The 23,567-nt window shown below is 60.8% G+C and carries 28 protein-coding genes; 24 read left to right on the plus strand and 4 right to left on the minus strand.

Features of this window, described 5'->3' with window-relative positions:
* Positions 1-42 precede the first annotated feature (42 nt).
* From DU478_RS19455 to DU478_RS19475, 5 genes are all read left to right on the plus strand, one after another.
* Entirely contained in the window at positions 43-801 is a 759-nt protein-coding gene (locus tag DU478_RS19455; protein WP_009804215.1) for an electron transfer flavoprotein subunit beta/FixA family protein, read from the plus strand.
* Positions 801-1,721 (plus strand): electron transfer flavoprotein subunit alpha/FixB family protein, encoded by a 921-nt coding sequence (locus DU478_RS19460; RefSeq protein ID WP_009804214.1) that lies wholly within the window; start codon positions 801-803, stop codon positions 1,719-1,721. Before DU478_RS19455 ends, DU478_RS19460 begins: the two co-directional genes overlap by 1 nt.
* A 2-nt stretch (positions 1,722-1,723) precedes the next feature.
* Entirely contained in the window at positions 1,724-2,923 is a 1,200-nt protein-coding gene (pcaF, locus tag DU478_RS19465; protein WP_009804213.1) for a 3-oxoadipyl-CoA thiolase, read from the plus strand.
* Positions 2,924-3,241: 318 nt separating this feature from the next.
* A complete protein-coding gene (locus tag DU478_RS19470; RefSeq protein WP_037930992.1) occupies positions 3,242-3,463 on the plus strand; it encodes a helix-turn-helix domain-containing protein in 222 nt (73 codons plus the stop codon).
* A gap of 65 nt (positions 3,464-3,528) precedes the next feature.
* Positions 3,529-3,729, plus strand: coding sequence for a hypothetical protein (locus DU478_RS19475; RefSeq protein WP_009804208.1), 201 nt, complete (start codon positions 3,529-3,531; stop codon positions 3,727-3,729).
* Here the strand turns inward: DU478_RS19475 and DU478_RS19480 are convergent.
* Positions 3,723-4,301 (minus strand): hypothetical protein, encoded by a 579-nt coding sequence (locus DU478_RS19480; protein ID WP_114295283.1) that lies wholly within the window; start codon positions 4,299-4,301, stop codon positions 3,723-3,725. The two genes, DU478_RS19475 and DU478_RS19480, sit on opposite strands and share 7 nt — an antisense overlap.
* Before the next feature lie 132 nt (positions 4,302-4,433).
* Here DU478_RS19480 and DU478_RS19485 point away from each other — a divergent pair, with 132 nt between their 5' ends.
* The 13 genes from DU478_RS19485 to DU478_RS19550 all read left to right on the plus strand — a co-directional run bounded on the left by DU478_RS19485 (position 4,434) and on the right by DU478_RS19550 (position 15,801).
* Positions 4,434-4,748, plus strand: a complete 315-nt coding sequence (locus DU478_RS19485; protein ID WP_037930998.1) for a hypothetical protein — start codon at positions 4,434-4,436, stop codon at positions 4,746-4,748.
* Positions 4,749-4,827: 79 nt separating this feature from the next.
* Entirely contained in the window at positions 4,828-5,385 is a 558-nt protein-coding gene (locus DU478_RS19490; RefSeq protein ID WP_037931001.1) for a lytic transglycosylase domain-containing protein, read from the plus strand.
* A 16-nt stretch (positions 5,386-5,401) separates the two neighbouring features.
* A complete protein-coding gene (locus DU478_RS19495) occupies positions 5,402-5,683 on the plus strand; it encodes a TrbC/VirB2 family protein (RefSeq protein ID WP_009574106.1) in 282 nt (93 codons plus the stop codon).
* Positions 5,684-5,794: 111 nt separating this feature from the next.
* Positions 5,795-6,073, plus strand: coding sequence for a type IV secretion system protein VirB3 (locus DU478_RS19500; protein ID WP_037931006.1), 279 nt, complete (start codon positions 5,795-5,797; stop codon positions 6,071-6,073).
* Complete coding sequence (locus DU478_RS19505) at positions 6,012-8,441, plus strand: VirB4 family type IV secretion/conjugal transfer ATPase (RefSeq protein ID WP_233501450.1); 2,430 nt, start codon at positions 6,012-6,014, stop codon at positions 8,439-8,441. Before DU478_RS19500 ends, DU478_RS19505 begins: the two co-directional genes overlap by 62 nt.
* Before the next feature lie 202 nt (positions 8,442-8,643).
* Positions 8,644-9,756 (plus strand): transglycosylase SLT domain-containing protein, encoded by a 1,113-nt coding sequence (locus tag DU478_RS19515; protein ID WP_114295284.1) that lies wholly within the window; start codon positions 8,644-8,646, stop codon positions 9,754-9,756.
* Positions 9,753-10,520 (plus strand): type IV secretion system protein, encoded by a 768-nt coding sequence (locus tag DU478_RS19520; protein ID WP_064225010.1) that lies wholly within the window; start codon positions 9,753-9,755, stop codon positions 10,518-10,520. Before DU478_RS19515 ends, DU478_RS19520 begins: the two co-directional genes overlap by 4 nt.
* Before the next feature lie 8 nt (positions 10,521-10,528).
* Positions 10,529-10,954: a hypothetical protein gene (locus DU478_RS19525; protein WP_233501452.1), complete on the plus strand. Its 426-nt coding sequence runs from the start codon at positions 10,529-10,531 to the stop codon at positions 10,952-10,954.
* Positions 10,955-11,968 (plus strand): type IV secretion system protein, encoded by a 1,014-nt coding sequence (locus DU478_RS19530; protein ID WP_064225011.1) that lies wholly within the window; start codon positions 10,955-10,957, stop codon positions 11,966-11,968.
* A gap of 17 nt (positions 11,969-11,985) precedes the next feature.
* Positions 11,986-12,666, plus strand: a complete 681-nt coding sequence (locus DU478_RS19535) for a virB8 family protein (RefSeq protein WP_064225012.1) — start codon at positions 11,986-11,988, stop codon at positions 12,664-12,666.
* Between the two features lie 5 nt (positions 12,667-12,671).
* A complete protein-coding gene (locus tag DU478_RS19540) occupies positions 12,672-13,394 on the plus strand; it encodes a TrbG/VirB9 family P-type conjugative transfer protein (RefSeq protein WP_064225013.1) in 723 nt (240 codons plus the stop codon).
* A 2-nt stretch (positions 13,395-13,396) separates the two neighbouring features.
* Positions 13,397-14,821, plus strand: a complete 1,425-nt coding sequence (locus DU478_RS19545; protein ID WP_064225014.1) for a TrbI/VirB10 family protein — start codon at positions 13,397-13,399, stop codon at positions 14,819-14,821.
* The gene (locus tag DU478_RS19550; protein WP_064225015.1) at positions 14,821-15,801 is read left to right on the plus strand and encodes an ATPase, T2SS/T4P/T4SS family; all 981 of its coding nucleotides are present in this window, start codon (positions 14,821-14,823) and stop codon (positions 15,799-15,801) included. Before DU478_RS19545 ends, DU478_RS19550 begins: the two co-directional genes overlap by 1 nt.
* Positions 15,802-15,953: 152 nt before the next feature.
* Here the strand turns inward: DU478_RS19550 and DU478_RS19555 are convergent, their stop codons facing one another.
* Positions 15,954-16,409, minus strand: a complete 456-nt coding sequence (locus DU478_RS19555; protein ID WP_229737798.1) for a PIN domain-containing protein — start codon at positions 16,407-16,409, stop codon at positions 15,954-15,956.
* 37 nt (positions 16,410-16,446) lie between these two features.
* Positions 16,447-17,508, minus strand: a complete 1,062-nt coding sequence (locus DU478_RS19560; RefSeq protein ID WP_064225017.1) for a helix-turn-helix domain-containing protein — start codon at positions 17,506-17,508, stop codon at positions 16,447-16,449.
* Between the two features lie 181 nt (positions 17,509-17,689).
* On the opposite strand from DU478_RS19560, the gene DU478_RS19565 reads away from it, so the two are divergent.
* The 6 genes from DU478_RS19565 (at position 17,690) to DU478_RS19590 (ending at position 22,726) form a co-directional block, all read left to right on the plus strand.
* Positions 17,690-18,595 (plus strand): AAA family ATPase, encoded by a 906-nt coding sequence (locus DU478_RS19565; RefSeq protein ID WP_064225018.1) that lies wholly within the window; start codon positions 17,690-17,692, stop codon positions 18,593-18,595.
* Entirely contained in the window at positions 18,595-19,065 is a 471-nt protein-coding gene (locus tag DU478_RS19570) for a hypothetical protein (protein ID WP_064225019.1), read from the plus strand. The genes DU478_RS19565 and DU478_RS19570 overlap by 1 nt, the downstream gene beginning before the upstream one ends.
* Positions 19,062-19,565 carry a hypothetical protein gene (locus DU478_RS19575; RefSeq protein ID WP_064225020.1) on the plus strand — a complete coding sequence of 168 codons (504 nt, stop codon included), beginning with the start codon at positions 19,062-19,064 and terminating at the stop codon, positions 19,563-19,565. Before DU478_RS19570 ends, DU478_RS19575 begins: the two co-directional genes overlap by 4 nt.
* A complete protein-coding gene (locus DU478_RS19580) occupies positions 19,562-20,461 on the plus strand; it encodes a CBASS oligonucleotide cyclase (protein WP_064225021.1) in 900 nt (299 codons plus the stop codon). Before DU478_RS19575 ends, DU478_RS19580 begins: the two co-directional genes overlap by 4 nt.
* A gap of 12 nt (positions 20,462-20,473) precedes the next feature.
* A complete protein-coding gene (locus DU478_RS19585) occupies positions 20,474-21,196 on the plus strand; it encodes a DUF6602 domain-containing protein (protein ID WP_064225022.1) in 723 nt (240 codons plus the stop codon).
* A gap of 108 nt (positions 21,197-21,304) precedes the next feature.
* Entirely contained in the window at positions 21,305-22,726 is a 1,422-nt protein-coding gene (locus DU478_RS19590; protein WP_064225048.1) for a phospholipase effector Tle1 domain-containing protein, read from the plus strand.
* 18 nt (positions 22,727-22,744) lie between these two features.
* Here DU478_RS19590 and DU478_RS19595 read toward each other — a convergent pair.
* Positions 22,745-23,567: type IV secretory system conjugative DNA transfer family protein (locus DU478_RS19595; RefSeq protein WP_147276389.1), on the minus strand; the 823-nt coding region annotated here is incomplete at its 5' end.

The following is a 23,567-nucleotide window of genomic DNA, read 5'->3' on the forward strand; positions in this document are numbered from 1 at the left end:
GGCCGTTACTGCCATTGCAAATTTCCAAGACGATAAACGCCAATGAAAATAATTGCACCTATAAAACACCTAATTGATTACAACGTGAAGGTTCGCGTTAAGGCGGACGGTAGCGGAGTTGGTCTCGCGAATGTGAAGATGTCGATGAACCCGTTCGACGAGATTGCGGTTGAAGAGGCGATCCGTCTGAAGGAAGCGGGCAAGGCGGACGAGCTTGTCGTCGTGTCGATCGGCGTGAAACAGGCGCAGGAAACGCTGCGCACGGCGCTGGCGATGGGCGCGGACCGGGCGATCCTCGTCGTGGCCGCCGACGACGTGCACCAAGATATCGAGCCGCTGGCGGTGGCCAAGATCCTAAAGGCCGTGATCGACGCCGAGGCGCCGGGCCTGGTGATCGCGGGCAAACAGGCGATCGACAACGACATGAACGCGACCGGCCAGATGCTGGCGGCGCTGCTGGGCTGGGGTCAGGCGACCTATGCCTCTGAGGTTGCGATCGAGGGCGAGCATGCCGTCGTGACCCGCGAAGTGGACGGCGGTCTGCAGACCATCAAGGTGAAGCTGCCGGCGATCGTCACCGCCGACCTGCGCCTGAACGAGCCGCGCTACGCCTCGCTGCCCAACATCATGAAAGCCAAGAAGAAACCGCTGGACGAAAAGACCGCCGCCGATTTCGGCGTCGATGTCACGCCGCGCCTGACCGTCGTCAAGACGGCAGAGCCCGCCGCGCGTTCGGCCGGGGAAATGGTTGGCTCGGTCGACGAGCTGGTGTCGAAGCTGAAAGAAAAGGGGATCGTGTAATGGCTGTTCTTCTCCTTGCAGAAATCGCCGGTGGTGCACTGGCGCTGGACGCCACCGCCAAGGCGGTGACCGCTGCCAAATCGCTGGGCGATGTGACCGTTCTGGTTGCGGGCCCCGCTGCCGCAGGCGAGGCCGCGTCGAAGATCGACGGCGTGGCAAAGGTTCTGGTGGCGGATGACGCCGCCTATGCCAACGGCCTGGCCGAGCCGGTCGCCGATCTGGTGGTCAGCCTGGCAGGCAATTATGAACATATCGTTGCTCCGTCCACGGCGAGCGCGAAAAACATCCTGCCGCGCGTCGCGGCGCTGCTGGACGTGATGGTTTTGTCGGACGTCACCGCCATCGTGGACGGGTCCACGTTCGAACGCCCGATCTACGCGGGCAACGCGATTCAGACGGTAAAGTCCAACGATTCCAAGAAGGTACTGACCGTCCGCACCACCGCCTTCGACGCGGCTGGCCAGGGTGGTTCGGCCGCCGTCGAGGCCATCGCAGCGGCCGGCAACGCGGGCCTGAGCGCCTGGGTCGAGGACAAGGTCGCGGCGTCGGATCGTCCGGAACTGACCTCGGCCAAGATCGTGGTCTCGGGCGGTCGCGGCGTCGGTTCCGAGGAGAACTTCGCGATCATCGAGGGCCTGGCCGACAAGCTGGGCGCGGCGGTCGGCGCCTCGCGCGCGGCGGTGGATAGCGGGTTCGCACCGAACGACTGGCAGGTCGGCCAGACCGGCAAGGTCGTGGCGCCCGAGCTGTACATCGCGGTCGGGATTTCCGGGGCAATTCAACACCTTGCAGGCATGAAGGACAGCAAGGTCATCGTCGCCATCAACAAGGATGAAGAGGCCCAGATCTTCCAGGTCGCCGACTACGGCCTGGTCGCAGACCTGCTCGACGCCGTCCCGGATATGACAAAGGCACTCTAAGAATGACAAACGTCTACATCTGCGATTACATCCGCACACCAATTGGTCGCTATGGCGGCGCGCTTTCTTCTGTGCGAGCCGACGATCTTGGTGCAATCCCACTCAGGGCCCTGGCCAGCCGAAACCCGAAGCTAGATCTAGCGGCCATTGACGAAGTGATTTTCGGCTGCGCCAACCAGGCGGGCGAGGACAACCGCAACGTCGCACGCATGTCGCTGCTACTCGCGGGATTTCCGGATTGTGTCCCTGGCACGACGATGAACCGGTTGTGCGGATCGGGTATGGACGCCGTAATCACAGCCGCCCGCGCGATCAAAGCTGGAGAAGCCGATCTCATTGTTGCTGGCGGTGTGGAAAGCATGTCTCGTGCTCCGTTTGTGATGCCAAAAGCTACAACTGCATTCTCGCGCGAAAATTCTGCTGAAGACACCACCATCGGCTGGCGCTTCGTCAATAAACAGATGAAGAGTCAATACGGCGTCGACAGCATGCCTGAAACGGCCGAAAACGTAGCGGAAGACTTCAGCATCAACCGCGCCGACCAAGATGCCTTCGCCATGCGTTCGCAGCGAAAGGCGAGAGATGCCATGGCGAACGGTCGTTTGGCCCGTGAAATTGTCCCGGTAGAGATTCCTCAGCGAAAGGGGGAGCCAAAGATCGTCGTACAGGATGAACACCCTCGCGCGGGTACGACTTTGGAAGCGCTCGCCCAACTGAAAACTTTCGTAAAAGCGGACGGCACTGTAACCGCTGGGAATTCTTCGGGCGTGAACGATGGTGCCGCAGCATTGATCCTTGCCACCAGCGACGTCGCAAAAAAATTTGGCCTCACACCGATCGCAAGGGTCTTGGGCGGCGCAACCGCGGGCGTCGCACCGCGCATCATGGGTTTCGGGCCGGCACCGGCGTCGGAAAAGCTGATGGCGCGACTTGGACTGAAACAAGAAGACTTCTCGGTAATCGAACTTAACGAAGCCTTTGCTTCGCAGGGTCTGGCCACACTACGGCACCTGGGGATCGCGGATGATGACGCCCGCGTGAACCCGAACGGCGGCGCTATTGCTCTCGGCCATCCGCTTGGCATGTCAGGTGCCCGCATCACTGGTTCAGCGATGCTGGACCTCAAACCTGGAGAAAAGTCGTTATCGACCATGTGTATTGGCGTGGGACAGGGGATTGCAATCGCGCTCGAAGCTGTCTGAGGTGCCGCGACAACCACAAAACTAACATAAGTTCTCTTATGCGATTTTTGGCTGACCTCAAATTTCGCTGTAGAATTCGTCCTCTTGAACCTCCCTGTGGACGACCAACTGGCGGCACCGGTATTGCCGGTGCCGCCCTTTTCAGAAAGAACGATTGAACGGCCCAAAATGTTTGCGAGACGGATAATCCCGTGACCTGCGTTTCGGCAGGCATCCCATTTCGGCGATCTCGCGCCGCTCAAACATTTCTTCTCTGCGCCTCCGAATGTAACATATATCGCGTGGCGATATTTCGCGCATCGTGCCCGTTTCGCGGGCATGAACTTGCGGGACCGTGTAGCACTGAACATCCAGGAATTGAGACGCGCCCGCGGCCTCAGCCAGGAGGAGCTTGCTCATCGGGCCGAAGTGAGCCGCGGCCATATGGGCAAGGTCGAGAACGCCAAGTTCGCGGCTTCCCTCGACCTTCTCGAACGCATCGCCAAGGCGCTCAATGTCGACCCCGAAGAACTCTTCGCGAAGCGCAAGTCCGTTTCCTGAGGCTTTGATCCCGTCCCCCAACGCGAGAGACATAACGGCAAAAACGGTACGAGTGGCGCGGATACATGGCGAAGAGAAAGACAGGCTGGCCTTTCCAGGAAGGGTTTCTGAACGACGGGACGCAGAAGATTCACCTGTTCACCGATTACCGTTGGAATGATGGCTCGGTGAGCCGTCGTTGGCATGTCGATCCGGAACGCTTTGATGCCAGTCTTGCCATCGTGCGCCCGTTTTCCCTGACGCCCAGTGACAGCTCAGATCAGTAGGAAAACCACTCCGAATGGCCCAAGTTGCCCTCATAGTCGCCGTATTCGACCATGATGCTGCGGGAGTAGAAGTGCCAAAGGCCGCCACCGCTTGGGTAGGCAATCTCCTGCCCGCTTTCTGAGGTGAATGTCGCGGGCCAGGGCGTGTGGGATCCGTAGACCCGTTGGATATACCGACAGGTCCGGTTCTCGCGATCGCAAGAGCGGATCGACCAATCCCACTGACGCGGCTCGTCGCGCGGCTCGTAGGAGCGTCCGGTGAACCAGATTACGTGAGTGCGGTTCAGCCATTCGTATTCCGGCAGGTTGGTGTCGAGCTCACCCTCCCCACCTGGCCCACCAAGCTCGACCGGGACATGGGCAAAGGTGCAGACCCCGAAGGGCGGCAGGCTCGGCCAGGGCGTGATCCGACGAATCATGGTGCGATAGGCCCGCGCGCAGACCGCGCTCGGGGGGAAACCTCCCGCCATACAGAGCATGATGGCGCAGTCGATATCATAGGCCTGCGCTTTCTCAGGGGCACCAAGAGCACCAAACACCCCGATTATCGCCGCCATCATCTGACGTTTCATGCCACTCTCCCGCAAAAGTTGCGGCAACTATCGTGCAATTTGTATTTTTCTGCAATATGTCGTATTGACTCTATATGACTTTATGGCCTTAGTGTCGTGAAGTAGAAGGGCTCTCAACGGGAGAGTCCAAACATGCCGATAGCGCGCAACCAGATCCTGATCACCATCGATGGTGTCAAAGACCTCCAGGAGGAGGGCATCGCGTACCGCTGCCGGTATGAACTCGTGGGGTTCACGGACGATGGCAAGCCGCGCTACCAGTGCATCTACCTGCGCGAGGGCGAACCGGAAGCCATTCTGGTCTCGACCCGGATCACCCCACACGGGCCTGAGCCGCGGTATTTCAACATATGGCCGGGGCTCTTCAAACATCATCTCGAGTTCGGTGACGGGCGCGATCTGCGCTTTGGTCCTGACTACAGTATTACCCTCGAGGAGCGCGGCTGACGTCATCGCCTTCGGCCGCGACGGCACAGCCCGGACCTCCGGCTGGACCTTCCATGGCCAGCGCCCTGCTTGGGCTGGGTTGGACGAACCGGCTGAGGCCGAGATCGTACTTGCGTCACTAGAAGCCGCGCCGCCTTCCGGTCGCCACGATATCCTCTCCCTGATCCAAGCTACGGCAGTCCGACATGAAGGTAACCGTGCTCTACGCCAGGTTGGCCTTGAGGCGGGTGACTGGCAGGTCCTGTTCCGCGCCCTGGTCGAGGCAGAGAGCGGCTACAACCCGGCCGCCATGAGCCCGAAAGGTGCCTATGGATTGGGGCAACTGATGCCCGACACGGCGCGCGCACTCGGGGTCGATCCGCGCAATCCGTCCCAGAACCTCGATGGCGCGGCGCGCTATTTGCTCGCTCAGCTTGCCACCTTCAAGGACATCGACCTGGCGCTGGCAGCCTATAATGCCGGGCCGCACAGGGTGGTCGAGTATTCCGGCATCCCGCCTTTCACCGAGACCCGCGACTACATCGCGCGCATCCACCGGATCCGGTCCCGGCTGGCAGGCCCTCCCGCTTCAGCTCCGGACATCCGCATCGCAGACCGGATGCCCGCCCGCGCGCCGGTCCTCATCGAACTTCAGTAAAACAAGGGAATCTCGCATGCTTCGACATCGCCTCAGCCGCCTCTTGCCCGCCGCCACAACCCTGGCGGCTTTCGCAACGCCCGCTCTCGCGCAAGACTTGTCGCCGATCCAGACCATGCTGGAAACCGTCGAGGCCGCACTGACTGGTCCGATCGGTATCGCGGTCGCCACGCTCGCCGTGATCGGCACCGGCTTCATGTGTATGATGGGACGGCTGAACTGGGGCTGGTTCGCCTCGGTCATCATCGGGATCGTGCTGATCTTCTCGGCCGGCACCATCGTCGACGGCTTCTCGTGACATTCCGGCAAAATAGCGTCCTACGAGCGCCCCGAACGCGTTGTGCTTCGCAAACGCTGCCTCGGGTCCCTCTCCGGACACACAATTTCTTCTAAGCCGGAATATCACCCAATGGCAGAACGATCCCCCCTCTTTCTGGGCCTCGCCCGTCCGCCCAAGTATCTGGGTCTCCCTGTCGGATACCTCGTGGTTCTGGCGACTGGGGTCGTTCTGCCGTTCATCTGGACGAAGTCGATGGTCTTTTTCCTGATCGGGCTCGTCGCCTACCCGATCCTCTGGTTCGTCGCCGACCGAGAGCCGCATTTTTTCGAGGTGCTGCACGTCTCCTATGGCTCGGTACGCCCGACAAAGAACCGGGCCCTGCACGGAGGCGACAGCTTTGGCGCTTGATGCAGGCACACTTTCCACTCACGGAACCGCTCTGCTCCAGGCCGGCAGCGGGGAGTTCGCGCGGGAGAGCTATCTCGCCGAACACCTGCCGTATTTTGCCCTCGCCGATGACGATGTCATGGTGCTGCGCGAGGGCGATCTCTTGGCGACCCTGCGCCTTGATGGTCTGAACCCGATGACCACTGAGGACGCCCGGCTCGATGCCCTGAAACGCGCGGTCGCGGCCATCGTCGCCCAGACCGGTAACGCCTTCGGCTTCTACATTCACCGGATCTCGGTCCCGCAGGATCTCGGCATGCGCCCCATCGAGGGTGACAGCTTCGCCGCCGCGATCGACGCCCGATGGCAGGCCCATGTCAAAGACCTGCGCCCGGCAAAGCGCCAGCTCTATCTCAGTGTCATCCGGCGGCCCGATATCTCGGCCCGCATCCCGCTCCTGCGAGCACTGGCCCGCAAGGCCTGGGTCAAGGACCGCGCGACACGGATGCAGGAACTGAACGAGGTCATGGGCTTCTTCGAGGTAGCGCTCTCCTCGGCCAACCCGGTCCGGCTGACCCGCACGGGCGGTGAATGGCTGGGCTATCTCAACACGCTGAACGCAGGCAGCTTCTCCCCCATCGCCTTCGGGCAAAGCGCCCTGCCCCTCTCGCACACCCTGAGCAATTGCCGCGCCACCTTTGACGGCGGTGTCGTCACCCTGACCGATGCCGTGACCGGTCAGGTCAAATACGGCGCGCTCTTTTCCATGAAGACCTATCCGGCCCTCACGGATGTCACGCTGCTCGATGCGCTCGACCTGCCGCTCGACATCGTGCTGACGAATTCTTTCAGCCCGATCCCGAACAACATCATGGCCGAACGCATTCAACGCATCATCCGTCAGATGTATGCCTCCGACGATGCTGCCGTCTCCCTGCGTGAACAGCTCGGCCAAGCCGCCGACGATCAGGAAGCGGGCCGCATTGCCTTTGGCGATCATCACCTCTCCATCGCGGTCTATGCGCCAGACCGCGACACGCTCGAACGCGCCGCCGCCCAGATCAAACGCGTCGGCCAGGAGATCATGTCGGTGATCGTGCGCGAAAACATGGCGCTGAAAGCCACCTACTTCGCGCAATCCCCCGGCAACTTCGGCTACCGGGCGCGCAAGACGCCGATCTCCTCGATCAATTTCGCGGATTTCGCCGCCCTTCACGGAAGCGTCGAGGGGCGTGGTCCTGACCAGTCGCCCTGGGGCCAGACGATCTCGGTCCTGCCGACGGTTGGCACCTCGGGCTATCGGTTTAATTTCCACGAGACGGGTAGCCCGGGCAAGGAACCGACCGTTGGCCATACCCTGGTTCTGGGGCGCACCGGCACCGGCAAGACGCTGACCACCGCTTTCCTCGCAGCGCAGGCACAGCGGGTCGGCGCCCGGCTCTTCTTCTTCGACAAGGATCGCGGCCTCGAGATGGCGGTGCGCGCCCTCGGCGGCCGCTACAACGAAATCCGCGCAGGCGTGCCGACAGGTCTGAACCCGCTGATGACCGAGACCGACGAGCGTGGTCGCGCCTGGCTCTCGGACTGGCTCGTGACACTTCTCACACAGGGTGGCACGCTGACCGGCGAGCAGTCGCGCCATATCCAGAGCGCCGTGACCCAGAACGCCCATGCCGGGAGCGCGCTCCAAAAGTTTTCCAGCTTCGAGACCCTGTTCCAGTCGCTCGATGACGATGGCGAGTTGCAGTCCCGCGTCGCCGAATGGGCCCCCGGCGGGCGTTATGGCTGGGTTTTTGAGGCGCCGGAGCACGGGGCCGGCCTTGAATTGGCTGCTGACATCATCGGGTTCGACATGACCGAGATTCTCGACATGACGACCGAGCGCATGGCGGTGCTTTCCTACATCTTCCGCCAGATCGAACGCGTGGTCGAGGATCGCCGTCCCACCATCATCGTGCTCGACGAGGCCTGGAAGCTCCTTGACGATCCCTACTTCGGGGCGCGGCTGGAAAACTGGCTGGTCACACTTCGGAAGATGAATTGCGTCGTGATCATGATGACGCAATATCCGAGCCAGCTGCGCGACAGCCGCGTCGGCAAGACCATCGTCGAGACGGTGCCAACCCAAATCCTCTTTCCCAACGACCGCGCCACCGTCTCGGATTACGACTTCCTGCGCGTGAACGCCAAGGAGGCCGCGCTCCTCGTCCAGCCCACCATTGGCCAGCGCATCGCGCTCGTTCGCTCGGCGGGTGACAGCGTCTTCGTCGACGCCGACCTCTCCGCCTTGGGCAACCTCCTTCCCATCCTTGGCGGCGGCGCCACGGGTGAGGCGCGTGTGCCTGCCGATTGGCGCGCCAATCCCGATTTCTGGAGACATGTGATATGAGTTCAAAACCCATCCTGGCGCTTTGCGCCGCCGCTAGCCTTCTGGCCGCTTGCGAGAAATACACCGAGAAAACTTCGCCCTGCTTCGGACGCAATGGCGCGCCGCAAGTCACGCGCGCCGCCCTCTCCTTCTCGACCATGGGCGCTCCGGTCCAGCAGGCTGCAAAGTCTGACTGCATCTTTGAACACCTGCCGCGTCCGGAATGAGCCGTGCCGCGATCATATCCGCCGGGCTCTGCCTCGGCCTCAGCGCCATGCCCGCCCATGCCCAGGGGGTGCCGACGCAGGACAATTCCGCGATCGGGCGCGCCATCGCGCGGGTGACGGCATTGGCTGAAGACCTCGGCGTCCAGCAGGACAAGGATCGGACAGAGTCCACGCTGGCGGACGTGCAGGCCGGCCAGCTCCGCGTCCTCGAGGAGATGACGGCGGCCATCACCGGGCCCGGCTTCGATATCCCCGCGCTCGAGGGCAATGCGGATTTCGGCGTGGCGGCGGTCTATCCAAATACCGATGCAAGCCCCATGAACAGCCGCCTCTTCGGCGAGGGCCGCGAGACGGTAGAGATGATGATCGTCGAGGTGGCGGGCGAATTCGCGGGCGCGCCCGGTGTGGCCCGGGCCGGGCTCTCGGCCACCCAGTGGCGCTGCCTCTTCCAGGCCCTGATCAAGCAGGAAAGCCGATTCAACGTTGCCGCCGAAAGCCCGGTCGGGGCCTATGGCCTCACCCAGCTCATGCCCGGCACTGCCTCCGACCTCGGCGTCGACCGCTATGACGTGAAAGACAACCTGCGCGGCGGCGCGCGCTACATCACCACGCAGCTCAACCGGTTCGGCAATATCCCCCATGCGCTCGCAGCCTATAACGCGGGGCCCGGTCGGGTCATCGAATACGGCGGCGTGCCGCCCTTTGCCGAAACTCAGGGCTACGTGCGCAACATCTCCAAGTTCTACAACGAATACCTCGCCGTGGTGGGCGGTGCCGATGCACTCGGCACGCTCTCGCCCTCGGATTTTGCGCTGGCTGAATATGCCAGCATCTCCGAGGCCGGCGTCTATTACGCCGCGGACAGCTCCGCCACCACCGAACAGGTCATCAACCGCCTCCGCGCGATCATCCTGCAGATCGATGCGCAGCCCAATGCCAAGGCGGCCTGGGAGCTCAACACCTACGCCAAGGCCGAGATCGGCCGCATCCTCAACCTTCGCGTCCGGCTGATGGCCGCCAACCAGCAGCGCGAGGCGGCCTATGCGCAGCACCTCGTCGCCGACCGTCTGGCCGAACGCGACTTCATGCAGATGGGAGTTCCCGAATGAGACACCTTCTCCTGACCGCCGCCGCGGTCACCGCGCTCGGGCTCAGCGGGCCCGCCACGGCTCAGGGCGTGCCGACCTTCGATGGCTCGCAGCTTGGCCAACTCGTCGCCCAGCTCGAACACATGGCTGAGGATCTAAATGTCCAGATGCAGCAACTCGCCACCATGCGGCTGGAACTGGAAACCCAGCTGTCGCAGCTCACAAACCTTGAGGCGCAACTGACCTCGCTGATCGAGGGCAGCGGGTTGGGCGAGCTCTTCGCAACAGTCGAGGAATTCCGCGCGCTGCGCGGCAAGCTCGTGGCTCCTCTCAACACCGCGCAGTCCTTGGCCAGCGGCGATTTCCTCAGCGGCTTCAATCCCGGTGCGGAACTCTCGGCCTCCGTCGAGCGCGTGCTGTCGGGCAGCGGCTTCACCTCGGAGCGCCTGAGCACGCTCTCGGGATCGGATCAGCCCGCCGACAACCGCATAGCCGCCTCCGCCGGAGCCAGCGCCATGCTGTCCGTCGCGGCGCAGGAAAGCCACGAAGAGGCAGGCCAGAGCCTTGAACGGCTCGAAACCATGGTCGGGCTGATCGACGATCAGGACGGGCTGAAAGCCGCCGTCGATCTCAACACCCGCGTCACCGCCGAGCTGGGTATCATCCTGACTCAAATCTGGCGGCTGGAAGCGGCCCAGGGCGTCAGTGCCGGCCAGCTTGGCGTTGTCGATGCCGCGACCCTCGCGGATGAGCGCAAGTTCCGCTCGATGGCGGTGGATCCATGAGCACGTCGATGCGCCTCACTATCCCGGATATTCGCTTCGTTGGTTTCGCCGCGCTAGTGCTCGGTGCCCTGCCCTGTGCCGCGCTGGCCCAGACCCCGAGCACGGACCCGTCCAGCAATACGCCCTTCAGTTCGATGGCCATCGCGCGGGACGAGGGCGACGCCTGCCGTGTCCCGAAACCACCCGCCGATCTGGCCGAGACCGCTTACTTACGCAACGGCTACCGCGCGATCCTGCGCATCCTGATCGCCGAAGAGGCGCTCGCCTCGCAAAGCTGCACCTGCCTGCTGGACCAGTTCACCTGGGATCAGGCACTTGACGCTTTGCCCCGGTTCCAGACTTCGGACACCCCGCACCTGCCCTTCAAGGTGCTGGATCTCTACGCCAAGGCCGATGAGCTGGAAGCCCAAATTGCCGCAGGATGTGCGGAGTAAATGGGGGTCATTCGCGACATCCTCGGGCAGGTCGACGCCGCGGTGAACACCGTGGCGCAGGACGGCTTTGTCTCTTCCGCAGCCTCGGTCGGCAACGTCATCTCGGCGGGCGCGACACTGCTGCTCGTGCTTCTGGGAATCAACGCCGTGATGCAGCTGCGCCCCCTGCCCTTCGGCACCGGCTTTGCCTTCGGCATCAAGGTGGCACTTGTCGGGATATTCGCGCAGAGCTGGGACAATTTCAGCGTGATCTATGGCATCGTCACGCAGGTCCCCGACTCTATCGGCGCCTCCATCTTGGCCCTCACCGGGTCGGGCGACGAGGCCGGGGTTTACGCAAGCCTCGACAACATGGTCGCCCGCATCACCGCCTATGGCGACACGATCGGCGACCGCGCAGGCTGGGTTTTCGGCGCGGTCCTGGGCGCGATCTTCTTCGTCCTCTCTGCCGTCTTTGCCGCCGTCACCGCCGGGATCATCGCCTTTGCCCGCATCGTCTTCGCGCTGATGATCGTCATCGCCCCCTTCATGATCGTGACCTCGCTCTTCAAGCCCACCCAGTCGCTCTTCGAGGCCTGGACCCGCGCCACCATCGGCTATGCGCTCATGCCTGTCGCTGCCGCCGGGGCCGCGGGCATCATCGTCGCCATCGCCGAAGCGATTGGCGATGCCTCCGCCGATCCGGGCGATGTCGAAACCGTCAGCCTGATCCTACCCTTCCTCGTGATCCTGATCCTCAGCGCCGGGATCATGGCCTCGGTGCCCTACATCGCCTCCAACCTCACCGGTGTCGTGGGCATTGCGTCCAATGCCGTGGGTCTTACGGGCCTCGCGCGGCAGGGCTTCGTGAACACGCGGGAGTATGGCACGGGCGCGACCTCGCGCCTCGTCACCGGCAAGTCTCCGCACGAGCTGAACCAGATGGCCAATACAGGCGTGGTGAAGACCGGCGAGATGATCCGGCAAAGCCCTGGCGCGCTCCTCTCCGCCGCCAAGGCCTTCCGCAAACCCTGATTTGAAAGACCACTACTTTGAAGAAGACTGTGACCAGTTCCTCCGCGCCTGACCGCGACGCCTTTGAGGCGGATTTCATCTACGGGCCCAGGCGGCGCGAGCGCTTCGCCTGGTTCGTCGCCGCGGCAGGCGTGCTAGTCGGCGTGGCCGGCATGGTCGCGGGCGCGAGCCTCTTTCCGCTCAAATCCACCGAGACCTTCGTTGTCGTGGTCGACAAGGAAACCGGCGAGATGGACCGGGTCGCCGCGGTCCAAGCGCTGACCCTTTCCGAGAGCGACGCCATCATCCAGGCCAATCTCGTGGCCTATGTCGACGATCGCGAGACCTACGACCTGACCGATGGCGAGCAACGCATCAACTCGGTGCTCGACCGCTCGGATGGTGACGCCGCCCGCACGCTGCGCGATCTCTGGTCCTCCACCAACGAGGACTACCCGATCACCGTCTATGGGCGCGATGCCAAGATCGAGGTGGTGATCAAGTCCGTGAACCAGATCGAGCGCGGCGTGGCCCAGGTCCGCTTCACCCGCACGCTCCGCCGTCCCCGCGACACCCGCACCGTCACCCGGTCCTATGTCGCCACTGTCGGCTACGACTTCCAACCCGAAACCCGCCAGCGCCTTCAGGACGTCTGGGCCAACCCCTTGGGCTTCGTGGTGACCTCCTACCGCGTCGACGCCGAGACCCTGGAGAACTGACCAACATGAAATCCCTGCCCGCGCTCCTCCTGGCGCTTGCCCTTCCTGTTGCCGCACTCGCCGAGGCCACGCCGCAAGGCGGCCCGCTCGATATCCGCATTCGCACCGCCGTCTATAACGAGAACCAGGTCTACCGGATCGAAACGGATCTTCGGCATTCGACCACGATCCATTTCGGGACGGGCGAGCGGTTTGAAGCAGTGATTGTCGGCGACACCGAAAGCTTTCAGGTCGATCCGATCCCCGAGCTTGGCAATGTACTGACCATCAAACCGCATGTTGCGCAGACCTCGACCAACATGACGGTGATCACCAACCGCCGCACCTATTCCTTCCACCTGCGCGAAGGCTCGATCCCGAACCGCACAGGCATGTTCTTCGAGGTGCGCTTCCGCTACCCCGATGAGGAACGCCGTGCGGCGGGTGCCACCCAACCGAAGGGGTTCGAGGCACCTCGCAACTACAACTACCGCGTCTCCGGCGAAGGGGATTTCCGCCCCAGCCATATCTACGACGACGGGCGCTACACGTATTTCGTCTTCCCGGAAAACGGTCGCCAGCCCGCCCTCTTCAAGGCCGATGACCAAGGCCGCGAGCGCACAGTCAACTGGACCCAGCAAGGCAACACCGTTCGCGTTCTCGGGGTGAACACCTATTGGACGCTGCGCATCGGCGACGAGGCGATCTGCGCCTGGCGCGACGAGAGCGCGATCTATGTGAGCAACTGACCATGGCCGATCAAACCCCTCCCGACCTTCAGAACCGTCTCGACCAGTTCAGCCAGCGCGGCAAATCGAAACGCCGGGGCAACAGCCTCGGGGTCGGTGCCCTCGCCGCCGCCCTCGCCCTTGGCGGGGCCGGGGTCGCGTATTTCCTGGCCACCGGCCTGCAGGAGGGCGACAGCGCACTCGAGACCTCCGATGTTGAAACCTTCCAGGACCGCCGCCCCGGCACCGGTGGGCGGCTGGAGTTTCCACCCGATGAGACCGAACAACGGGTCAATGACGCGCTGATCGCCGTCGAAGAAGCGCTTGATGTGCCCGCCGCCCCTGCCCCCGAGCCGAGCGCCGAGGTGCTGGCCGAGATCGCCAAGCTCCGCGAGGCCCTTGCCGCCAGCCAGGCCGCCCGCAACTCGGAAATCCAGTCCGCCGTTGCCGACCTGCGCGAGGCCTTCGATGAGCAGAAGGCGGCCTTGGAAGCACTTATAGCGGAGAAGGAGGCAGAGCTTGCCAACCTGCAGCGCCAGACCGAGGCCCGCATCGAAGGTCTGCAGGCCATGCTCGATGCCGAACGGGCGCAGCGCGAGGGGCTCGAGGCTGAGCTCGATCGCGAGGGGCTGATCGCCGATCAGCGCCTACTCGAAGAACGCCGTCGTCAGGAAGAGGAACAGCGCCAGCGCGAGGCCGAGCGGGTCGCCGAGGAGCTTCTGACCGCGCAGATCAAATCCCCCGCCGTGGTCTATGCCGACGGTCCGCGCGGCGGCCAAAGTGGCGCGGCGGTGGCCGATCCTGCTGCCGCAGGCACCGAGGGGCCGGTCCTCTCGGGCAATGAGGCGTTCCTGCAGAGTGCGCGACCGCTCGAAGTGCAGGAGGCCACCCGCCTCACCCACCCCGAACGCACGTTGACCCAAGGGTCCGTCATCCAGGCCGCGCTCCAGACCGCCATCAACAGCGACCTGCCGGGCTCCGTTGTGGCGGTTGTCTCCGAACCGGTCCCGGCGTTTTCCGGGGACCGGATCCTGATCCCCCGGGGCTCCCGCCTTTTTGGCCAATACCGCTCTGGCATCGAGATGCACCAGAAACGCATCCTCATTCTCTGGACCCGCGTCCTGACACCGGACGGAACCTCAATGGAAATCGCCGCTGTTGGCGGGGACCAGCTTGGCCGGTCGGGCCTCACCGGCCTCGTCGACACCAAGTTCGCCGAGCGCTTCGGAGGTGCGGCGCTGATTTCCGTGATCGGGGCGGCACCGGCCGTGGCAGCCGAGAGCGCCAACAATGAAACCACCAGCATCGTTCTGGGCGATGTCGGCAGCGACCTGCAGGATGCCGTCGGCTCGGTCATCGCCGACCAGGTGTCGATCGCGCCGACGATCTATGTCGATCAGGGAGCCTCGGTCACCGTGCTCGTCGACCGGGATGTGGTGATTTATTGATGGATCAGGCATCGCCAGCCTCATATCTCGAGCGCTATCTCGACCCGTTCCGCGACCTCTTGCGACGCGATGACGTGGTCGAGATCGCGATCAACCCGGACGGCAAGGTCTGGCTTGAGGTCGCAGGCGACGCCACCATGCGCCACGAAGGTCAGACCGTGGATCGGACCACAGCCCTCAACATGGCCCAGACCATCGTCGGCGATGCCAAGGCCCGCGTTTCTGAAAAGAACCCCCTCGTCTCCGGCAAGGTAGAATATGCAGGCCGTCCGCTTCGGGTCCAGGTCGCCGTACCGCCCGCCATCGATCGCGGTGCCTCGATCACCATCCGTCTCTTCGCCTCGGGCAGCGTCCGGGACTACGCCCCGGCCTATCTCTTCGGCAAGGCCGTGTCGCTGGACGCGCTCCGCGCCGAGAAAATGAAGAACATCGCCAGTCTGGCAGATGAGAACCTCGAAGCCGCGTTGCAGACCCTGGTCGAGGGGCGGCTCAACGTCCTGATCAGCGGTGGGACCTCGACCGGCAAAACCACTTTCGCCCGCCACCTTCTGACTCATGTCAGCGAACGCGAACGGCTGATCACCATCGAAGACGCCTTCGAGCTCTTCCCCGGTCAACCCAACACCGTCGCCCTCTTGGCCGACCGCGGTTCCGGCTCGCAACGTAGCGCCAACGCCCTTCTCCAGGCCTCCCTCCGAATGCGACCCGACCGGATCATCGTTGGCGAACTGCGCGGGGCCGAGGCCCTGACCTATCTCGAAGCCATCAACACCGGCCATGGCGGGTCGGTCTCTACAATCCACGCTGAAACCGCAGAACTCGCCATCGACCGGCTTGCGATCATGGTGCTGCAGGCTGGCACACCGCTGACCTTCGCCGAAGTGCGCGAATACATCCGGAAATCCATCGATGTGATCGTGCAGCTCGGCCGCGCCGAGGGCAAGCGAGGGATTACGGAGTTCTATCTGCCGGGGTCGTAAGCCCCTCGGCACAAAGGGTCGGAAGCTGCCGTTCGCGGCTGGAGCGAAGGCTCCAATGGTCAATTGCAGGAGCGGACTTTGATCGGCAGACACAGTTGCAGCGGGCTGGCTCCTACGCCCACGTGGGAGTGGCATTTCGTCGTGGCGAAGGGCTAGTATCGTGCAAGTCTTCGGTTGATTTCTTTTTGTGGAAGTCTGCATCTCGGATGGTCACGAACGGCCTCCAAACCCGCTTTTAGCGCGCTTGTCGCACAAACCATGTGTTTTTCCATTTCGTCAAACACCCACAACACACCGTGCATCGAGAGCTTTTGACTCTCTGCTTCTGCCCTAAGCGCACCATCGCCGGTTAGTAGTACCCAATTCCGTTCCACCGCTAAACAGAACGCAAAAACATCTGGCGTCGATAGCATTGCTTTCGCCCGTTTCAGTTCTGTTGCACGTGCGGTTTCTTGTGGAGTGAGTTGTTCGACCTTCAATCCAAGATCGAGCAAATCAGGGCCCAACCAATCGAGGAGTTCCGATTCATACAGAATATCTGGGACCACAAATTCATAAGGCAGGTCAAAAAGCCTCGCGGTCAGCGAGGCTCTTTCGATGTCAATCAAGACAGAGGTATCGGAAACAAGAACTTGCACATAACTACTATGACATGTGGTTCAACCGTTCTTCCAGCTCTTTTACTCGTATTTCGAGAAGTTCTGCCGCGCGAGACAACCCAATCAACCCTTCGGAGAGGGCACGAAAACACAGCCTCTGAAAGCGGTCAGGCTCTTCTCGTTCCCAAGGAATGGAATTCGGCTCCTCGAACGGCTCATCGCGCCAACCCCGTTGCTTATAGACCTTGAACAGGCGCGCAAATGTTGCCTGGTTGATGATGTCCAAATCCTTGCATCGATACGTCAGCGCTTGAATGCTGACGCCAAACCGATCCTTTAGACTAATGAGCTCACCAATGCTTATGTCCGTTCTGCGGGCACCGATCTCCTGCCGTAGCACTTCTGCCGGAACGAGAAATGCACCAGCAAATCGATTTGCGGCGCGTTCTGAATCACATCCTTCAGCGACCTTAAGAACCATGTGGCCCAGTTCGTGAGCTAAACTGAAGCGCTTCCGTTCAGACCAGGTCTTCTTCTTGATCATAATCACCCGCGCAGAGTGATGCTCTTTTCGACGGACTTTGGCCGCAAGGCCATCAATCCGATCAACGTCCAAAGACAACACCTTGATCCCGTGCTCCTCGAGGAGTTCAGCAAGCATTGGGATCGGATCGTGACCCAGCTGCCAGGAAGCACGCATGTTGCGAGCCGCGTCTTCGGCATCACGAACATCGGCCACCCAGTAGGGCGCTTCGTGTGGGGCATCCCATTCCTGGCTCGAAAGATTCAGCAAGCTTTCGATGGCGAGGTACTTTTCAACCATATTGAGCGTCTTGGCTTCGATCGTCGCGATCTCCTTGGCTGACGAGCTGGCTGACTTGCGAAACTCCACGCCCTCCAACTCAAGCTCGTCATCGCTCAGCAGGAAATCCACAGAGACCTCGAGTGCTCGGGCAAGACCTAGCAGCACGCCCGATCCGGGCATGTCTTCATTGCGCTCGTACTTGCCTATGGCTTGAGCGGACACCTTTTTCTCCATGGCATCGGAAAGTGCACGGAGCGAGAGGCCAGATGCTGCCCGGGCTCCTTTGAGTCGCTTGCCAATCATAACGTCCTCCCAGTGGGTGGTTTACATTTCACCCATATGATTGATATTTTGTAAACTACAATGCTTGAAAGCGCGGCTTTTTGTCCCTAACTTGTAACAGCAAGCCGAAAGAAAGGCAAATTTGTAAACCGCCAAGTCGCTTCACGAGGCGCTAAACAGGCAAAGAAAAGAGGAAGTAGCCATGAACGCACCGTTTGCGGGCGACCTACCTAGAGGAATTCAGAAGATCACGGCACTGCCGGACCCCGGTCTGGCAGAACTCTGGGACTCGATCATCGTCGAAGCCGAGATAAAGGAGCGCCTGCTCTCTCAGGCGGTGCTGAATTTCACAATGCGACCAAAGATGAGCCGAGCCGTGTTGCCACTCCATGGCGTCCTCCTGTTGGTTGGCGCACCCGGAACGGGCAAAACGTCGCTCGCGCGAGGGTTGGCCAACCGAACAGCAGCGGCTTTCAAGGGGGGGAACTTCCAACTGGTCGAGGTTGAAGCGCATGGCTTGACGAGTTCCGCCATGGGGAAAACGCAGCGAGCGGTTACTGACCTCTTCGCGCAAACACTTTCAGAACTTGCCAATGCAGGCCCGACGATTGTCCTGCTAGATGAAGTGGAAACCCTTGCGGTGGACCGCTCTAGGCTAAGCCTCGATGCCAACCCTGTCGACATTCATCGAGCCACGGACGCCGTTCTGGTACAGCTCGACCTGCTGGCAGAATCTCACAAGAACCTGCTGTTTGTGGCAACCAGCAACTACCCGGAAGCGGTGGACGATGCCTTCGTTTCCCGATGCGATCTGGTGCTTGAAGTGCCTCTTCCCGGAAAGGAAGCCTGCAAGACGATTTTGCGGGAATGCCTGTTGGGGCTAAGCAGCACGTATCCTGAGATAGAAGAGCTGACCAGCGACCGTGGTTTCGACACCTGTGCTGGCGAATTCGTCGGCCTCGACGGCAGGACAATCCGAAAGACCGTCGCAAACGCGCTCGCCTCTAACACTCAGGTGGCACTGAACCCCGGCTCAGTAACACTGCCCCAGTTAGCTGCTGCCGCAAAATCAGCCCAAACCAACAAAAGAGCGAATCGGGGGAAGTGATGATAACTGTAGCCCGCAGAACATTCCGAAGCTCTCCGCATCGCGACGCATTGGCAACATGGGCCGCCATCAGCGACTTGCTCACCCGTACAAATACCGGAGCGCAGCAAGAACTCAGCAGTGTCGCTGGCATTGCAAGCAGCATAATCGCGGACAAAGCCTGCGAAAACTCACCAATCATTGTCAGCTGTGAAGGGCCGCAGACGCGCATCTACTGTCTTTACGATGACGATGCGATCGACGGGTCGGACGCGAACGAAGACGTGCTCGGGTTTGACCCGCTGAAAGGTGATTGGTCGATTTCACTGCCATGTGAACCCGATGATCTCGGTTGGGTCCAATCTGCGCTGCAACAGAAGAGCAACCGCATCACAGCACGCGACAGAACCGAAACCAAAAAGCAAGACACAGCGAACAACTCGCAAGGTGCTACGCTCGAAATTGATCTCGAGGGGTTGTTGAAACCATGACAACAGTCATCACGTATTCCCGCACCCAGTCTGTCACCTATGTGGCCGATAACATCCTCAAGAGCCTCAAAGACATTATCCGTCTGAGTGGCATGGATCCAACAAATTTCGTGAACGACACGGAAATCAACATGCGCGGAATCAAGGCATGGTTGGAGAGCGAAGACCTCGAGAAGATCACACTCGAGATATACGATCCGGCAACCAATGGACTAATCCTGCGTTGGGATATCGACGTGAACTACAGTTGGTCTGCTGGAGATGGAAACTTCTGGACGGACACCGATCAACTTCGTTGGGCAATTCGCAAAGCGGGAGTTGCGCCGGCAAGCGCCAAGTATGACCTCCTGCTACGTACAAAGCCTGGACGACCTGATGTCCCGGGTTGGCACCGGACCACCGCCCGATCTACAGACGGTATGGTTCGCCAAAGCCTTGGCTCCACCATCGAACACAACGGTCTGGGAGCGACGGCAGCGTATTGGAGGCAGGCATCATGATTTCACTCCCGGACGCATTCAAAAAGTTCAAGAGCCGAATGGAGTTGAACGAAAGAGAGCAGCAGAACGCATCCAAGCGGCAGAAGGAAGTTCGCGAGCATCTGGATAAGGCCTTTCAGATCGACCGTAGCTTTTTGACAGGAAGCTACGCCCGCTGGACCAAGTCCAAACCACTCAAGGATGTCGATATCTTCTTCGTTCTTGGAAAGGACGAGGACCACTATCGAGACAAACATCCTGACAAGATACTGACCGCATTCTACGATACGTTGGTTGACGTTTATGGAAGCAGCGCCGTCAAAAAACAGGGACGCTCTGTGGGTGTGGACTTTGGTGTCGTCGTCGATTCCGACGACAACACAGATTACCGGGTTGTAAGCGTGGATGCAGTGCCCGCATTTGCAAAGGGCGACGACTACGAGATCCCGAACAACACAACCGGGAAGTGGATGGGAACAAATCCCGAAATCCATGCACAGAAGGCTGTTTCGGCCCACCAAGCTTATGGCAATGAGTGGAAGGGCCTGGTGCGCATGGTGAAGTACTGGAACCAAAACAGCCGCCACGGAGAAAAACCTATCAAGCCATCCTTTCTGATCGAGGTCATGGCGATGGAATGCCTCCATGGTGGATGGGGTGGTTCACATGACCGCGAAATCCAAGCGTTCTTCGCTACGCTACGCGACCGAATTCACGAGGATTGGCCAGATCCGGCCGGGCTCGGGTCTCCTGTTAGCGATCGAATGGACGCAGCGATGGTGAAGCGCGCCCAGACAATTCTGGATCAGGCAAACCGCGACATCGCTGCCGCAATTCACTTGGCGCGCCAGGGCAAGAACGGAGACGCCCTGAAAGCGTGGCGCGCTTTCTTCGGACCAAAATTTCCGCTGTCTTAGAAAGAAGAAACAATGGCTGAATGGTCGCTATCACAACTTCTATCATCGTTGCACGAGGATATTCAGCATCGGCTGTCAACGGCGCGGAAGTCGTTCAAGCATCCCGGTACAAAAGGGGACGCAAGCGAAGCGATTTGGATCGATATGCTCGCACAGTACATCCCTGAGAGATATCAGGTTGCAAGTGCTCATGTCGTCGATAGCCGGGGAAATTTTAGCGATCAAATTGATGCCGTGATCTTTGACCGTCAATATTCGCCCTTCATTTTCACCTACGAAGAACAGCTCATAGTTCCAGCAGAAAGTGTATACGCTGTTTTTGAGGCCAAGCAGACGGCAGATGCCGGTCTGGTGAGATACGCGCAAGACAAGGTGGCTTCAGTCCGAAATTTGCATCGGACCAGCCTACCAATCCCTCATGCTGGTGGGGTTTATCCGCCAAAACAGCTCATTCCCATCATTGGTGGGCTTCTTACTTTTGAGAGCGAATGGAAACCTCCCCTCGGTGCATCGTTCGAAAAGATCCTCAACGAAGGCGAAGATGATAGGAGGTTGGACATCGGATGCGTTGCCTCTCACGGGCATTTCCTGTTCGCCGAGGATGGGCGATATAACCTTGTTGAGGGGTCAAAACCGGCAACGGCTTTCTTATTTGCACTGATCTCACGGCTCCAGTTCAGCGGCACTGTGCCAATGATCGATATCGATGCCTACGGCGATTGGCTGACCAAGTAGCTGTCGCCAAAGTCCGCTTCGGCTTTTTGCTTCGCGGCGGCACCAACAGCTATCGATTGGCGGTTAAGGGACTTTGACTGTACTTCGTGTTCTTGGATGGGGCGACAAATGGTAAAGAACATCTGCATATTCTCGGACGGAACAGGCCAAATGGGCGGCGCCAGGCCTGACCAACGGCTGTCGAATGTTTACAAGATGTATCGAGCCATGCGTCCGGGTCCAGATTCACCAATTAGCCCGAAGGACCAAGTGGCCTTTTACGACCCTGGCTTGGGAACAGGAGAAAGTGGCGGGTTATTCGGTCGGATCAAGCCGATCTTGGAAAGCGCCGTCGGCACTGGCATCGACCACAACATCATCGATTGCTACGAGCAGATCATCGCCAATTACGAACCCGGCGACCGTGTGTTGCTGTTCGGGTTCTCGCGCGGGGCCTACACAGTAAGAGCACTGGCGAACGTTATGAACCTCTGCGGTGTCCCGACGCAGATGCCGGATGGTTCGCCGGTCCCGCGTCACGGTCCCGGATTGCGGAAGATAGCCAAGGACGCTGTAAAATTCGTGTATAATCACGGTGCTGGAAAACCGCGCGGACAAGATCCTTACTTCAACAACCGTGAAGAGCTCGGCAAACGATTTCGCAAAAAGTATTCGAGCTTTCCCATTGAAGGCGAAGACAATCAGGGAAACGTTCAGCCAACATTCATCGGGGTCTTCGACACCGTGGCGTCACTGCGAACGGCTGTTGTCCGCACCTTGGTCTGGGGCGTCACGTTCGGCGTCGGGTCGGCTTTTGCCGCAGGTGTTGCATTCGGGTGGTCTTGGCTTTTGGTTGTTCCACTCGGCGTACTACTAGTTGCGCTTCTTTGGCAGCTTGGTTCCCTGTTGCTCGACAACTTCAAATATTTCTCGGACGATCCCGAACGCAAACTGAAGCTTTGGCGCCCAACGGATTGGCCGCAGATCCTCAAGACGGGTCATTTCGCGGCTTGGAACAAGCGCAACTACGACAAGTGGCTTGATCCCGATGTCCAACACGCCCGTCATGCCATGGCGATCGACGAAGACCGTGCTGACTTTCCAAGGGTCGGATGGGCATCCAAGGCGGCCGCGATTGAGACCAAAGATCGAGAGCCGAAGTGGTTGAAGCAGGTCTGGTTCCCGGGCTGCCATAGCGACATCGGTGGAAGTTATCCCGAGGCAGAGTCCCGCCTGAGCGATATCGCCCTCGATTGGATGGTCGACGAATTGAAAGACTGCGTGCCGTCGATCCAGATCAACGAGAACGTCTTGAACCGCTCCCCTGACCCTCTGGGTTTGCAGCACCGCGAAGACGCGTTGGTAGCATTTGGCCCCCTCCGCATCCGCTGGAAGAAGGGAATTCGCGCAGTTGGCGACGACTTCCCGCTCCATCCTTCAGTCGAAGAGCGCATGCGAGCCAAGGCCGTCGCCCAGTGTGGCGAGGTTAAGCCCTACCGACCTGCCCAGTTGAAAGAGCGACGCGACTTGAAATTCTACTACGACGAATAGGGGACTAGTCGACGGCGCTCACCCTCCCAACAATTCCTCGATGAAGTCCTCCTGCCGGTCGAGCGCCGCCTCCCATTCCTTCGGCACGGCGGCTTCCCGCTCGAGCGTCTCCGGCTCTGGTTGCCCGCGCCCGGCCTCCATCGCCATCACGCTCATCGCGCGCGCTTCGCGGCGTTGCGAGCGATCCCGGACAGGCGTGCGGTCGGTTGGTTGTCGCGGCTCATCCTGACTGACTTCATCCGCACTTTCACGCGCCCAAGGCCCCACGCCCTGCACACTCGGCGGATAGGGGAAGGGCTTGCCCTCCTGGCGGGCCAGCATGTCCTTGAAGAACGGATCGTCGTAATACTTGATCCGGCTCGCCTTTATCGGGTGCTGCGGCGAGGCGAGGATAATGACCTCGTCGGGGTCCATCAAGCGAGCCTCGGTCTCAGATAGCAGCGGCCGCTCTTCCAGACGCGCCGAAGTCGAGGTCGCGCCGAGGAAGCCCTTGTTGCGGCCATACATGCGGGTCACGGCCTCGCGTGTGGTGCTGCCGACCGCGGCTGAGACCTCCTTGACCGTGCGCTGATCCCGAGGGGTGATGTAGAGTTTGAGCCCTGCCCCGTTCTCGAGGCTTTCACGGCCCTCGGGCCCGTAGATCCGGTCGAGCGAGGCCAGCGACTGCGCAATCATCGCGACGCGACCACCGTAACTTGCCAGCGAATGGATCGCGCGTTCGAGATAGGGCATCGCCCCCATCTGCTGGAATTCGTCGATCATCATCATGACCGGCCAGGGCTCATCCGGGCCGGGCTCGTTCAAACGGATCGAGGCGATGAGATCGGCGAACATCAGGCGC

The sequence above is a fragment of the Thalassococcus profundi genome, assembly GCF_003344785.1.
GTDB classification, from domain to species: Bacteria; Pseudomonadota; Alphaproteobacteria; order Rhodobacterales; family Rhodobacteraceae; genus Puniceibacterium; species Puniceibacterium profundi.